This is a genomic window from Citreicoccus inhibens, assembly GCF_019039035.1.
Taxonomy (GTDB): Bacteria; Myxococcota; Myxococcia; order Myxococcales; family Myxococcaceae; genus Citreicoccus; species Citreicoccus inhibens.
On sequence record NZ_JAHNZT010000004.1, the window covers coordinates 410,652 to 423,691 of the forward strand.

Below are 13,040 nucleotides of genomic sequence, written 5' to 3' on the forward strand. Positions count from 1 at the left end.
TCGGCTTCCGGGCGGCGGCGTTTGCCGCTAGGGTCGCGCGGCCATGAGCAGCGCTCCTTCCTCGCATCCCCCGCCCCGACTCGCCGTCGCCTACGCCGAGCTGCTGGTCAACCGTCCCGGAACCGTGATGACCGTGCTGCTGTTGCTGCTCGGTCTGGCGCTCTGGGGCACCTCGAAGCTCACCATCAACTCGAACCAGCTCGACCTCATCTCCCAGGACCTCCAAGAGGTGAAGGACGTCAAGCGCGTCATCGACATGGTGGGCGGCAGCGGCTTCTTCATGGTCGCCCTGCGCGGCGACGACGAGGTCGCGCTCAAGCGCGTCGCGGACGACCTGGCCGCGAAGATCGCCGCGGACAAGCAGAACGCGCGCTCGGTCACGTACAAGATTCCCGTCGAGTTCGTGCAGCAGAACATGGTCCTCTTCGTGAAGACCGAGGACCTGGCCGAGGGCAAGCGCCGCATCATGGCCTTCCTCAAGGATCAGCTGCGCCGCAACAACCCCTTCTACATCGAGATCAAGAAGACCGAGCCGGTGAAGCTCGACCTGACGGACCTCGTCGCCAAGTACTCCAGCGTCGGCAACAAGAGCATCGCGGACGACTACTACATCTCGCCTGACCGCAAGCTGTTGCTGCTCCTCATCAAGCCGATGTGGGACACCAACCAGATTGGCCAGACGAAGGCGTACGTGGAGAAGCTGCGCAAGGACCTGGCCGAGTACTCGCAGGCGAACCCGGCCGGCACGCAGCTCGTGGAGGACTATTCCAAGATGGGCGACTCCAAGACGGTCGCCTACGGCTTCACGGGCTCCTACAAGACGGCGGTGGATGACTCGTACGCCATCGAGGAGTCGCTGCAGCCGGTGACCATCATCGCGCTGCTGGCCATCTTCGGCATCACCATCGTGTTCTTCCGCAAGTGGGCGCCCACGCTCATCGTCGTCACCGGCACGGTGGCAGGCACGCTCTACACGCTCGGCTTCACGTACCTGATGGTGGGCGAGCTGAACATGATCACCTCCATCCTGGGCGGCATCCTGATGGGGTTCGGCATCGACTACGGCATCCACTTCATCTTCCGCACGCGGCTGGAGCTGGGCGCGGGCAAGCCGTACGACGTGGCCATCCGCGACGCGGTCATCAACGCGGGACGCCCGGCGCTGGTGTCCGCGGTGGTGGTGGCAGGCTCGTTCTTCGTGCTGATGGTCAGCGAGTTCCGCGGCTTCAGTCAGTTCGGCTTCCTGGCTGGCTGCGGCACCCTGTTCCTGGGCTTCACGCTCTTCTCGTGGTGCCCGGCGCTGCTCGCCATGGCGGGCCGCCGCAACCCCGAGCTGCCCAAGAAGCTCATCGGCGTGATGACGCCGCCGCCGGTCAACAGTGCGTCCGGCGCCGAGCTGCGCATCCCGCGCCCGGGGCTGGTGCTCGCGGTGGGCTGCGTCATCGTCGCCGTGGTGTGCGCGTGCGCGTTCCCGTGGAAGGCGGGCGAGGTGAAGGACGGCATGTCCTTCTGGGAGCGCCTGCCGCACGGCGTGGGCTTCAACTACAACACCCGCGCGCTGATGCCGGTCAACCAGCCGTCCGTGGTGCTGCAGGATGAAATCAACCTGCGCTTCAAGATCGCCAGCGATCCGCTCGCCATCTACACGAAGGACCTGGCGGAGACGGAGGCGCTGTACCAGGAGCTGACACGAGACCCGTCCAAGCGCCCGGCCATCGCGCAGGTGATGAGCCTCTTCACCTTCGTGCCCCCGGCGGAGATCGCCCAGGCCAACGCCAAGATTCTCCAGGAGTGGCAGGACGAGCTGAAGGAGATCGACGTCGCCGCGCTGCCGCCGGAGACGCAGGACAAGGCCGCCATGTTCATGAAGATGCTCCAGGCGCGCCCGTTCGACGTGAACGGCGTGCCGGAGATCTACGCCACGCAGTTCCGCCACCTGCCCAGCACGAAGGTGGAGAACCACGGCTACCTCACGTTCATCTACCCGAGCGTGGACCTGTGGGACGGCAAGCAGATGCTCCAGTTCGCGGACCAGACGCGCTCCATCAAGGCGATGGTGACGCCGGGCAAGTACACGAACGGCCCGGTGGGCGCGCCGGTGGAGAAGGAGTTCCGCGCCGCGGGTGCCACGCAGCTCTACGCCAGCCTGGCGCGCATGGTGCTCAAGGACGCGAAGCTCACGGTCATCCTCACCGCGCTGTGGATCCTCGTGATGCACTTCGCCGACTTCCGCAACGCGAAGCTGGCGCTGGCGTCCGTCATCCCGCTGACGGTGGGCCTGGGCATGATGATGGGGTTCATGGCGCTCGCGGACCTGCGCCTGAACTTCATGAACATCATCATCCTCCCCATCCTGCTGGGCTTCGGCGTGAGCCACGGCCTCTACCTGCTGCACCGCTTCCTGGAGGGCACCTCGCCCCTGGTGGCGCTGCGCAGCGTGGGCGCGGCGGTGGCCTCGTCCACGCTCACCGCGGTGGCCGGCTTCGCGGCGCTGCTGGTCGCCGGGCACATGGGCCTGCGCTCCATGGGCATGGTGGCCTGCATCGGCCTCATCACCACGCTGCTGGTGTCCTTCACGGTGCTCGCGGCGGTGATGCAGCTCATGCATGACAAGCGGCAGCGTGACGAGGCGCGCGCGAAGGACGCGGGGTCCGCCGCGGGCGGTGACTCCTCCGCGACCCGCGCGGCCTGAGCCGGCCCCCATCACGGATTCGGATACGCCCCCAAGCGCTCGCCAACCGGGCGCGCGGGGACCGAGGGAGAGGGAACATCATGATGATGAAGCGACTGGGGCCCGCGCTGGGCCTGCTGGTGCTGGCGGGCTGTGCCTCCACGGTGAAGAGCCAGCGGCTGCGCGACGACTACGCGCAGGTGGACCGGCTCCAGGTGAAGCGGCTCGCGGTGGTGACGCAGCCGCTGCCCGACGACAAGGCCGAGGTGGGCGAGCTGTGGAGCCTCATCGCGCGCCAGTGGGTGAACCAGAACCGCGACTTCCTCGTGAAGAGCAACGTGGCGCTGCCGGGCCAGCCCGCGGACGCGGCCCTCCGCGAGCAGTGCGTCGAGGGCATCGAGGGCGTGCTGTGGCTGTCCCCGCAGGTGAAGCGCGTGGGAGACGGCGTGGAGGCGGCGGTGAAGGCGCAGCTCTTGCGCTGCCGGGATGGCCAGGAGGTGTGGGCCGTGGAGTCCGCGGGGAGCTGGGGCTCGAAGGACGCGAAGTACGTGGAGCGCACCGAGCAGTATGTGCAGCAGTTCGGTCCGAGCGTGGAGCCGTACGTCGTCCCCTCATACAAGCTCTTGGTGGCCACGCTGGAGACGTTGCCCAATCCCGAACTGACGGACGCGGACAAGGACGAGAAGATCGACCTGGGGGAGTAGCCTCCCCCGCCGTGGATACGCGCACCATCGTCTTCCGGCTGGCCCTGGCCACGGTGCTGGGGGGCATCCTGGGCTTCGAGCGCGAGGTGAATGGCCAGAACGCCGGGCTGCGCACGCACATGATTGTCGCGCTCGGCTCGTGCTGCTTCACCCTCGCCAGCATCTTCACCGAAGTGCGCCTGGGTGAAGGGGTGCTGCCCGAGGGCACCCAGACGGACATCAGCCGCATCGCCAGCCAGGTGGTGGTGGGCATTGGCTTCCTGGGCGCGGGCGTCATCCTGCGCCAGGGCGGCACGGTGACGGGGCTCACCACCGCGGCGAACCTGTGGCTGACGGCCTCGGTGGGGATGACCTCGGGCATGGGCTTCTATGCCGCGGCGGGCGGCACCGTGGGGCTGGCCCTGCTGTCCCTCGTCGCGCTGCGCCCGGTGGAGCGCGCCATCCTCCGCTATCGCGTCAAACATGGGCGCACGCCCATGCCCCCCTTCGACGACTGATTCCACCGACAGTGCGCCTGCACCTGCTAGCTTCCGGCCCCGTCACGGGGTTCACGGAGCAGGAGCCAGATGCGCGGGTTGCGACGGGGGGGACTGGCGATACTCGGCTGGATGCGAGACGGCTGGCGCTGGCTGGCACTGGGCGCGGGCGCGTTCGTGCTCTCGGCCGCGGTGCGCTGGAACTGGCTGCACGCCCACTTCGGCGCGCTCGTGACGGGCGTACTGCCCGACGACGCGTTCTACTACTTCGAGATTGCCCACCGCGTCTGGGCGGGCCAGGGCGTGACGTTCGACGGAACAGCGCCCGCCACGGGGTTGCACCTGCTGTGGCTGGGGCTGCTGCTCCCCCTCTTCGCCTTCCATCCGGCGGGCAGTCCCGCGCCCGTGGTGGCCTCGCTGTGGCTGGCCACGGCGCTGATGGCCGTGGCGTCCACGCTGGTGGCGCGCATCACGTGGAAGTGGACGAAGCGGTGGGACCTCGCCGTAGCGACGGGGGCGTGCCTGACGGTGAACCCCTGGGTGGTGCGCGAGTCGCTCAACGGCCTGGAGACGGCGCTCGCGTTGGCCTTCCTGGCCGCCAGCGTGCTGGGGCTGCTTCGCTACACCGAGTCCCCTTCGCGCCCACGCGCCATGGCGCTCGCGGGACTGCTGGTGCTCACGCTGCTGGCGCGCTCGGATGCGCTGGTCATCCTGGCGCCCGCGTGCGGCGTGCTGCTCCTGCGCCGCGCGTGGTGGCGAGACGCGGCCGTGGTGGCGGGTGGAGCGGGGGCCGGCGTCGCCGCGCTGAGCCTGCTCAACTGGGTGCGCACCGGCGCCTTCCTCCAGAGCAGCGCCACGGCCGTCCCGTGGCTCTTCCACGCCAACTGGAGCCGCCTGCACCCCGAGGCGAGCGCGGCCCAAGCACACGAGCACGGCTGGGACGTCTTCCTCCGCGCGCTGGACTCCACCGAGGTGTTCCTGGGCGAGCCCCTGGTCCACCTCCTGCTGCTCTGCGCCGCCGGGCTCGTCGTGACAGGGGTGGGCCACGCGGTGTCGCGGCGCTCGCCGTCACTGGACTCGGCGCTGCCCGCCGCGCTGCTCGTGGGGCTCGCGGCGGGGCTGCTGGCGCTGCACTTCGTCCACGGTTACGTGCGGTGGTTGCCGCGCCCCTGGTACTTCGTCCCATGCGCGCTGCTCGTGTGCCTGGCTCCCGCGGCGCTCGCGCGGCTGTGGCAGGGCGGGGGCGCGGCGCGAGCCTCGCTGGCGGGTGTGCTGCTCCTGGGAGCCACGACGTTGACGATGGGCCGGGACCTGGAGCGCCTGCGCGTCCAGTGGGATGTCCCCAGCTATCCCTGGCAGGCGGAGATGCTGGCCACGGGCCTCGCCCTCGTGGAGCGCCTGCCGGCGGACGCCGTGGTGGGCGCGTTCAACGCGGGCATCATCGCCTACGTCACGCCGCAGACGGTGGTGAACCTGGACGGCGTGGTCAACGAGGACGCGGCCCGCGCGCTGAAGCGCCACGCGCTGTGGGCCTACATGCGCGAGCGCCACATGGAGTACCTGGCGGACTACCCCGCCATGTGGCGCCCCAGCGAGTTCATCCACTGCACCTGGCCCTACTGGGGAGGCTCTCCGCCCCTGCCCCAGGAGTTGTTCCGCGTGGACTTCCCCGGGCTGGGCTGGCCCTCGCCCAGCGACCCCATCGTGGTGGCGCGGCTGCCCGAGTCCTGAAGCGCCTCAGGTGTCGGAGCGCGGCGACGGCGAGCCCGTGGCGCGCTTGAGCGCGCCCGTCAGCTCATGGACGAAGCGCCGAGGCCGTCCCCAGCCCAGCCAGTGGAGGCGGTCCGCCCAGCGGCTCTTGAGGTTGCCGGGCAGCGAGGGGGGCAGGCTCGCCAGGTCCTTTCCCAGATACACATCCTCGCCGTCGATGGCCGTCACCTCCGACCATGGCAGGGGGTGCTCCCGCCCACAGGGGGCGCCTTCCTCCAAGGTCATCCCTCGCGCGTCCACGGCGACGATGTCGCCCAGGCGTTCGCCATCGCGGTCCCGCACCGTCATGCCCGTCCGGATGTCCGCTGGCTTGGCCATGCCTCGCTCCCCCGTCTCGGGAAGCTTGGCCATCCCACGCGGCGACGCGCAGGCGGCCCCCTCTGACAGCCGGGGAGGCAGGGGCCCGCCTTGTCGGCGTCAGGACACCGGCTCGGACTCGGACTCCGGCTTGGGCGCGTGGACGGGCGAGGACAGCACCAGCTCCTCTCCGCCCGAGAAGCGGCGCTCCATCTCCGCGCGGACGAAGCGCTCGATCTCCTCGGCGGTGGTCAACTCCATGGCGCCCTCCAACAGCCTGAGGGCCTCGGAGCGGTCCGCCCGGCGCAAGAGTCGCTTCACCACCGGAATCTGCCCGGACGTCATGGACAGCTCGTCGAAGCCGAGCGCCAACAGCACGAGCGCGTAGAGCGGGTCGCCGGCCATCTCGCCGCACATGGACACGGGGATGTTGGCGGCCTTCGCCGCGCCCACGATGTCGCGCAGCATGCGCAGCACGGACAGGTGCAGCGGCCGGTAGAGGTACGCGACCTCGCGGTTCTGCCGGTCGATGGCCATGGAGTACTGGATGAGGTCGTTGGTCCCCACCGAGAAGAAGTCCGCCTCCTGTGCCAGCCGGTCGGCGATGACCGCGGCGCTCGGCGTCTCCACCATGATGCCCACCGGGAAGCGCTTGCCCACGGGCACGCCCGCGCGGCCCAGCGCCGTGCGACACGCCTCCAACTCACTGCGCGCCTCGCGCAGCTCGCTCACGCCGCAGATGAGCGGGAACATGAGGCGCAGGTTCCCATGCACGCTGGCGCGCAAGAGCGCGCGGAGCTGCACGCGGAACAGCTCGCGGTTGGCCAGGCAGTAGCGGATGGCCCGCAGGCCCATGGCCGGGTTGGGTTCCTTCTCGTGCTTCGTCTTGCCGGGGACCTTGTCGCCGCCCAGGTCCAGCGTGCGGATGGTGACGGGACGGCCGCCCATCGCCTCCAGCACCTGCTTGTAGGCGCGGTAGTGCTCCTCTTCCGTGGGCGCGGTCTTCCGGTCCAGGAACATGAACTCGGTGCGGTACAGGCCAATGCCCTCCGCGCCGTGCGCCAGGAGCGACGGAATCTCCTCCAGGAACTCCATGTTGCCGTTGAGCCGGATCCGGAAGTGGTCCGTGCTCACCGCCGGCAGGTCCTTGGTGGCCAGCGCGAGCTGCTCGCTCTCGTGGTAGCGCCGCTGCTCCTCGCGGAACAACGAGAGCTGATCCTCCGAGGGGTTCACCAGCAGCAGGCCGCGGATGCCATCCAGCGCCACCAGGTCGCCGGGAGAAATCTGCTCGCTGGCGCGGCCCGCGCCCACCACGGCGGGCGTCTCGCGGGCTCTCGCGACGATGGCCGTGTGGCTCGTCTGTCCGCCCAGGTCGGTGACGAAGCCCGCCACGCGCCCGCTGCGCGCCATGAGCGATGCGTCCGCGGGCGACAGGTCATGCGCCACGACGATGGCCTCGGCGGGGACCTCCACCTCTTCGTCCACCACCTGGCCCATGAGGTTGCGGATGATGCGGTCCGCCACGTAGTCCACGTCCGAGCGGCGCTCCCGGAAGTACTCGTCCGGGATGTTGTCGAACAGGTGTTTGATTTTCCGCGCCGTGCGCCGCACCGCCCACTCGGCGTTGATGCGGTCCTCGACGATGAGCCGGTTGACCTCGTCCACGAGCATGGGGTCGTGGAGCATCAGCCGGTGCGCCTCCAGGATGAGCGCGTGGTCGCTGCCCTCCGTGCGCGTGATTTGTTCCTTCAGCTCGGCGAGCTGGCGGTCCGACAGGTCGATGGCCGTCTTCATCCGCATCCGCTCGGGCTCCACCTCCGCCTCGGCGAGGCGGAGCTTGGGCGTGCGGATGCGCTTGCGGTCCAGGATGAAGGCGTGCCCCACCGCGATGCCGGGGGAGGCACCGATGCCCGTCAACTTCAGCGTGGGGGTGGCCTGGCTGCTCACGAATCCTTCTTCACCGGGGGTTGAACCGCATTCTCTCCTGTTATTTCGACTCTCCAAAACGATCGGCGATGAGCTTCGCCAGTTCCTGGAGACACGGGCCAGCGTCCTCGCCCTTACAGGTGAGCTTCACCTGGGTGCCCTGGGCGGCCGCCAGCATCAGGACCCCCATGATGGACTTGGCGTTGGCCCGCTGTCCCTGGGCCTCGATGGTGACGTCGCTCTTGAAGCGGTTGGCCACCTTGACCATCTGCGCCGCCGCCCGGGCGTGCAGCCCCAGGGCATTGATGATCTCGTAGGTGCCTTCGGCCACGGTAGACATCGAGACTCCCACCTCTCTTCTGCTTTTCTAGAGAAATGCGCCCGCCGCGCACGCGAGCCCCGCGGCGAGATAGAGCACCACGTAGTTGGGCACCCGTCGGGTGACGAGCACATAGGAGGCGATGCCGAGCGCCAGGCACCCGGCCGCGAGGAAGGGCGCGCCCTCGCCTCCCGCCGCGGCGCCGAAGCTGACCGCCAGCCACGCCGCCAATCCACCGGCGCTCGCGGCGGCCACCGCGCGCAGCCGAGCGCCCTTGGTGGGCAGGTTCACCCGGGCCACCGCCTCCACCAGCCGGTCCCCCAGGAACAGCCCCAGCCAGTACAACCGCACGCGCAAGAGCACGTGCACCAGGTTGTAGAGCACCAGGAAGAGGGCCACCGCCCACACGCCCAACAACGGCACCAGCGTGGCGCACACCGCGCCCACCGCGGGCTTGAGCGACAGCCAGAAGAAGCCGTCGCCCAGCGCGGCCAGCGGCCCCATCAGCGCCGCCTTGAAGGCCACCACCCGGTCCGGTGACTCCTCGCCACGGGCGATGCGCTGCTCGTGGTTCACCACGCCGCCCACGATGGCCGCGGCCACGTACGGGTGCGTGTTGAAGAAGACGAGGTGGCGGCGCACGGCCTCCTCGCGCGCGGGCCCAGCGGGGTACAGCCGCTCCAGCGCGGGATAGACGGCGTAGGCCAGCCCCAGGTTCTGCATGCCCTTGGGGTTCCACGAGGCCTGGAGGAAGAGCGAGCGCAGGAACACCCGCAGCAGCACGTGCGCCGGCAACGAGGCGTCTCGCACGGTGGCCGCGGAAGTGCTCACGGCAGCCCCTGCCGGTTGAGCAGCACCAGGACCGCCGTCACCACCGCCGCCGCGAGCCCGGCGTACAGCGGCGCGCGCTTGGCGTGGCTCCCCTGCGCCGCGATGGCCGCCGCCACGGAGGCCATGGCCGGGTAGGCCCACGCCAGCCCGCGCACCAGCCGGTTGGGCAGCGCCACCATGAGCGGCTCCAGGAAGAAGCCCGCCAGGGCGCACGCGGCGGTGACCGAGCCGTAGAGGAAGAAGTGCGGCCAGATGCCCCACAGGTTCTGCCGCATCGCGCGCTGGAGGTTGCCCTTCTCCGCCGAGGACAGCGCCACCCGCGCGAGCCGCGCCGAGTAGCCCTCCATCAGCCGGTCCATGCGCCGCCCCACCCTCCCCAGGCCGATGAACACCAGCACCGAGAGCGACCAGATGGCCGGCGTGGAGCCCGCGCCCGTGGCCAGCGTCAACGTGGCCGCCGCGGCGGAGGTGCCCGTGGCCACCAGCGTGTCGTTGTCCGGGAGCGCGGCGCCCAGGTTGGCGGTGCCCAGGTAGAACAGCTCCAGGAGCATGCCCACCGCGAGGCCGCTCGCCACGTCGCCCAGGAGTCCGCCCATGAAGGTGGCGGCCACCAGCGGGCGCGCGAGCATGGCTTGGAGGAAGGCCTTGCGCTCCACGGCCACCACGCCGCCCCACAGCCCCGCGAGCGCGACCTGGGTCCACCCCACGCTCACGGGCTCACCCCGCCTTCGCCCAGCGCTCGGTCAGGTCTGGCAGCGCCACCGGCTTCTCCACCGGCACGGCGCGGGCCTCCACGCGAACCCCGCGCTCGGAGAGCTGCTGGAGCGTCTGAAGCTCCGCCTCCGCCAGGAACACCGACGGCGACACCTGCCGCCGCCCGGTGCCGAAGTGCACGTTGCCCAGGTTCAGCTCCTCCAGGGCCAGGCCGTGCGCGTACGCCAGGGGCACGCTCGCCACGTCCCGCAGGAGCACGAGCGTCTTCACGCCGTCCCGGGACAGGGCCGCGAAGTCCACCTGCGACAGGGGGAGGATCTGCACCTCGATGGCGCTCTGTACGGCCAGCGCCATGGCCGCGCGGATCAGAGGACTGGAGGCCGCCTCATCGTCCGCCACCACCACGCGGGACACCTTGAGGTAGGGCAGCCAGGCCTCGACGACCTGACCGTGGATGAGGCGGTTGTCGACGCGGACCAGGGTGATCACAGCGGACTCGAATCGCCCACGTGCGTGGGTCCGTCAAGTTCGCGGCTGCTGTTGGGCCTCGCGAAGCAGGGCGGATGCACAGGTGATGTTGCGCTGGCCGTAGGAAGCCAGCTGGTTGGCCATTTCCGGAAGGGAGAGCTGCTCGGAGCGAAGGGAGTTGGCCTTGAGGAGCATGGGGAGGTTGACGCCTGCCAGCACCTCCAGGTTCATCCGCTGACACATCATCAGCGACTCCTTGCAGGGCGTACCTCCGAAGAGGTCGGCCATCAGGATGACGCCGTCCCCTTCGTCCACGCGGCGCACCGCCTCCTTCATCTTCACCCGCAGGTCCTCGACGGACGTGCCCGGCTCGATGTTGCAGGTTGCCACCGCGGGCAGCTTGCCCACGATCTGTTCGGCGGTGGCCACCAGCTCCTCCGCGAGACGCCCGTGCGATGCGATGACGAGGCCGACCATGTTCGACTCCTGACCAACCCCCCGGAGGCTGCGTCCTACGCCTGAACGCCGCATTGCGCAACCCCGGCGAAAGTTTCCGCCTTCAGCCTTGTGCCTGAGTCAGACCCTTGGTCCCAAGGTAAGGCGGCCCTGCCCACCATGCCTGGATTTTCAGGCCCGGGAAAGCGACGGGATGTCGCCTGCCGGACGGGGAGCGGGGCGTGTCTCTCCCCATCCTGTCTGATGCCCGTGCGACTTGCGAGATGCTTGCGGATCGCGCCCGCCCGCCGTCCGGCCCCCCACCTGGGAAGCAGGCGCGGGCCCTCCCTTTCGCATGCGACACAGGGTCATCCGGGCCCCATGCGGGGCGCGTCCGCGACGACCTCAAGCGGAGACGAGCCGCGCGCACGCGTCCGAGGGACGGATGCGCGCGGTGGCGCCCGCGCCGAAGGCGAGGAAGTCCTCCTCCATGCCGTCGCTGAAGATGACGCCCCCCTGCGGCATGCGCGACTCGAGCACCAGCTCCTGCTGAGTCGTGACGATGCCGCCCACGACCTCCGCGCTGGAGTGGCGGCTGATGAAGGGCTCGCGCACCACGAACGCCAGCCGGGGCGCCTCCCAATCCAACTTCCACGGCGTCCCCGGCACGCCGCCGGTTTGAGCGGTGAGGCTCCGCGCCAGCGTGAACACCGAGGACAGCCAGCCACTCGCGCCCGCGCCCGTGGACACCAGCACCCCGCTGGAGGACTGGGACTCGCGCTTGCCGGCATGCTCGAGCTGGTAGCGCGCCGACACGTGCGTGCGCGCGCCAATGAACAGGTCGTTGAACGCGCGCAGCCGCTGCCCGTCGCCGAGCACCGCTTCCGCCAACCGCACGCGACGCAAGCGCGCCGTGCCCTCGAGGACACGAGCCACCGCGCCGCGCGCCTTGCTCGGGAGGAAGGGCAGCAGCACGCCGTCGAAGCGCTCGGGGTCGGGGTTGACGCCCACGAGCGGCTGCTCCCCCACGTACTTGGCCACGTTCGCCACCAGCCCGTCCTGCCCCAGCGTCACCACCACCTCCTTGCCCGTGAAGAGGAAGGTGGGCACCAGCGCGCGGTCCACCTGCTGCACCGGCAGGCCCAACTCCAGCGTGCCGCGCAGCGCCTCCACCGCGCGGCGGTACGCGGCGTCTTCCTGCTCGAAGTCGGCGAAGTCCTGCCCCGCGCGCTCGACGTAGAACTTCGCCTGCTTGCGCGTGTTGAAGCGCACCACCAGGTCTGCCAGCCGCGTCTTGCGCGTGACGAGCACCACCTTCTCGAACATGGCGCCCTCCCCTCTCTAGCGTTCGCGGCCCGCCGGTGCGCCTTCCGAGCGCCGGCCCTTCCCCGCCGCCGTGCTCGGGGTCAGCAGCGCCTGGAGCAGGTCCGGAGACACGTTGAGTTCGCCGATGCGCTGCGCGTTCTCCGCCATCTCACGGAAGGCCAGCGCGATGTTCGTCCCGGGGTCGCTGCCGCTGGCCGATGTGGCCATCAGCGTCTTCCAGTCCATGCCGCGCACGGGCGCCAGGCGCTTCTCCAGCGCGTAGGCCTGCGCGTCCGCGGCCTGCCGCTCGTTCTGGCTCCAGCGCTCCATCAGCGCCGAGCGCTGCTCCTCTACCGCGATGTCCGCCGACATGCGCGCCTCGCGAATCTGCCGCTGGCGCTCCTCCACCGCCAGCTCCGTGGCCAGCTCGCTCTCGCGGATGCGGCGCTCCTGCTCCACCGCCGCGTTGCGCCGCGCGTAGATGGCTTCATCCGCCTGGCGCTGAAGTCCCTCGCGCGCGTCGGCCTCCAGCGCTCGCGCCATCTCCGGCGTGGGCTGCGCGGACAGGAGCGAGAACCCCATCACCTCCACGCCCAACGCGCGCACCGACTCGGACTCCGCCAGCGCGGCGAGCACCTGCGCCTCGATGGCCGCCGAGCGCACCAGCACCTCGCGCAACAGCAGTGACTGCACCACCGTGCGCGCGCGCACCTGCGCCACCTGCACCAGCCGCTCCGCCAGCTTCTCCGGGTCCTCCGAGCGATAGCGCCCCGTGGGCCCCAGCGAGTAGTCCAGCAGCGCCGCCAGCTTGCGCGGCTCCGCCACCCGGTACGTGAGCTGCCCCTGGAGCGTCACCGCCTGGAAGTCCCGCGTCACCTCGTTGAACGCGAACGGCACGTCCGCGCTCGCCAACGGCACCGTCACCAACGTGGCCGACGGCTTCCAGTACAGGAACGACAGGCCCGCGCCCTCGCGCCGGACCTTCCCCGCCTGGAAGTGCATCACATACGTCGTCGGTGCCGCCTTCATGTAGCCCAGGACCATCGTCATCCCCCTTGCCCATCATGTTCGTGTCTTGTGGACACCATGTTAGTGTCAAACAAACACGAACGCAACGCTTCGAG

At 70.0% G+C, this 13,040-nt stretch carries 13 protein-coding genes; 4 read left to right on the top strand and 9 right to left on the bottom strand.

Going from position 1 to position 13,040, the window contains the following annotated elements; all coding sequences use genetic code 11:
* The first annotated feature begins 43 nt into the window (after positions 1-43).
* The 4 genes from KRR26_RS08145 to KRR26_RS08160 all read left to right on the top strand — a co-directional run bounded on the left by KRR26_RS08145 (position 44) and on the right by KRR26_RS08160 (position 5,582).
* A complete protein-coding gene (locus KRR26_RS08145; RefSeq protein WP_217079532.1) occupies positions 44-2,692 on the top strand; it encodes an efflux RND transporter permease subunit in 2,649 nt (882 codons plus the stop codon).
* An 80-nt stretch (positions 2,693-2,772) separates the two neighbouring features.
* A complete protein-coding gene (locus KRR26_RS08150) occupies positions 2,773-3,375 on the top strand; it encodes an MXAN_6521/LA_1396 family lipoprotein (RefSeq protein WP_236068380.1) in 603 nt (200 codons plus the stop codon).
* 11 nt (positions 3,376-3,386) lie between these two features.
* Positions 3,387-3,872, top strand: a complete 486-nt coding sequence (locus KRR26_RS08155) for an MgtC/SapB family protein (protein ID WP_120205707.1) — start codon at positions 3,387-3,389, stop codon at positions 3,870-3,872.
* A 111-nt stretch (positions 3,873-3,983) separates the two neighbouring features.
* Entirely contained in the window at positions 3,984-5,582 is a 1,599-nt protein-coding gene (locus tag KRR26_RS08160; protein WP_236068381.1) for a hypothetical protein, read from the top strand.
* A 6-nt stretch (positions 5,583-5,588) separates the two neighbouring features.
* Here the strand turns inward: KRR26_RS08160 and KRR26_RS08165 are convergent, their stop codons facing one another.
* The 9 genes from KRR26_RS08165 to KRR26_RS08205 form a co-directional block, all read right to left on the bottom strand.
* On the bottom strand, positions 5,589-5,939 hold the full coding sequence (locus KRR26_RS08165; protein WP_147422943.1) for a hypothetical protein: 351 nt from the start codon (positions 5,937-5,939) through the stop codon (positions 5,589-5,591).
* Between the two features lie 99 nt (positions 5,940-6,038).
* A complete protein-coding gene (gene ptsP / locus KRR26_RS08170) occupies positions 6,039-7,865 on the bottom strand; it encodes a phosphoenolpyruvate--protein phosphotransferase (protein ID WP_120205704.1) in 1,827 nt (608 codons plus the stop codon).
* A 40-nt stretch (positions 7,866-7,905) separates the two neighbouring features.
* Positions 7,906-8,184 carry an HPr family phosphocarrier protein gene (locus tag KRR26_RS08175; protein ID WP_120205703.1) on the bottom strand — a complete coding sequence of 93 codons (279 nt, stop codon included), beginning with the start codon at positions 8,182-8,184 and terminating at the stop codon, positions 7,906-7,908.
* 27 nt (positions 8,185-8,211) lie between these two features.
* Entirely contained in the window at positions 8,212-8,994 is a 783-nt protein-coding gene (locus KRR26_RS08180) for a PTS system mannose/fructose/sorbose family transporter subunit IID (protein ID WP_328707079.1), read from the bottom strand.
* Entirely contained in the window at positions 8,991-9,707 is a 717-nt protein-coding gene (locus tag KRR26_RS08185; RefSeq protein ID WP_120205699.1) for a PTS sugar transporter subunit IIC, read from the bottom strand. Before KRR26_RS08185 ends, KRR26_RS08180 begins: the two co-directional genes overlap by 4 nt.
* 4 nt (positions 9,708-9,711) lie before the next feature.
* A complete protein-coding gene (locus KRR26_RS08190; protein WP_120205698.1) occupies positions 9,712-10,197 on the bottom strand; it encodes a PTS sugar transporter subunit IIB in 486 nt (161 codons plus the stop codon).
* A gap of 33 nt (positions 10,198-10,230) precedes the next feature.
* Complete coding sequence (locus KRR26_RS08195) at positions 10,231-10,653, bottom strand: PTS sugar transporter subunit IIA (protein WP_120205696.1); 423 nt, start codon at positions 10,651-10,653, stop codon at positions 10,231-10,233.
* Positions 10,654-11,016: 363 nt separating this feature from the next.
* Positions 11,017-11,937: a diacylglycerol kinase catalytic domain-containing protein gene (locus KRR26_RS08200; RefSeq protein WP_120205694.1), complete on the bottom strand. Its 921-nt coding sequence runs from the start codon at positions 11,935-11,937 to the stop codon at positions 11,017-11,019.
* Between the two features lie 15 nt (positions 11,938-11,952).
* The gene (locus KRR26_RS08205) at positions 11,953-12,960 is read right to left on the bottom strand and encodes an SPFH domain-containing protein (protein ID WP_120206135.1); all 1,008 of its coding nucleotides are present in this window, start codon (positions 12,958-12,960) and stop codon (positions 11,953-11,955) included.
* Positions 12,961-13,040: the final 80 nt, after the last annotated feature.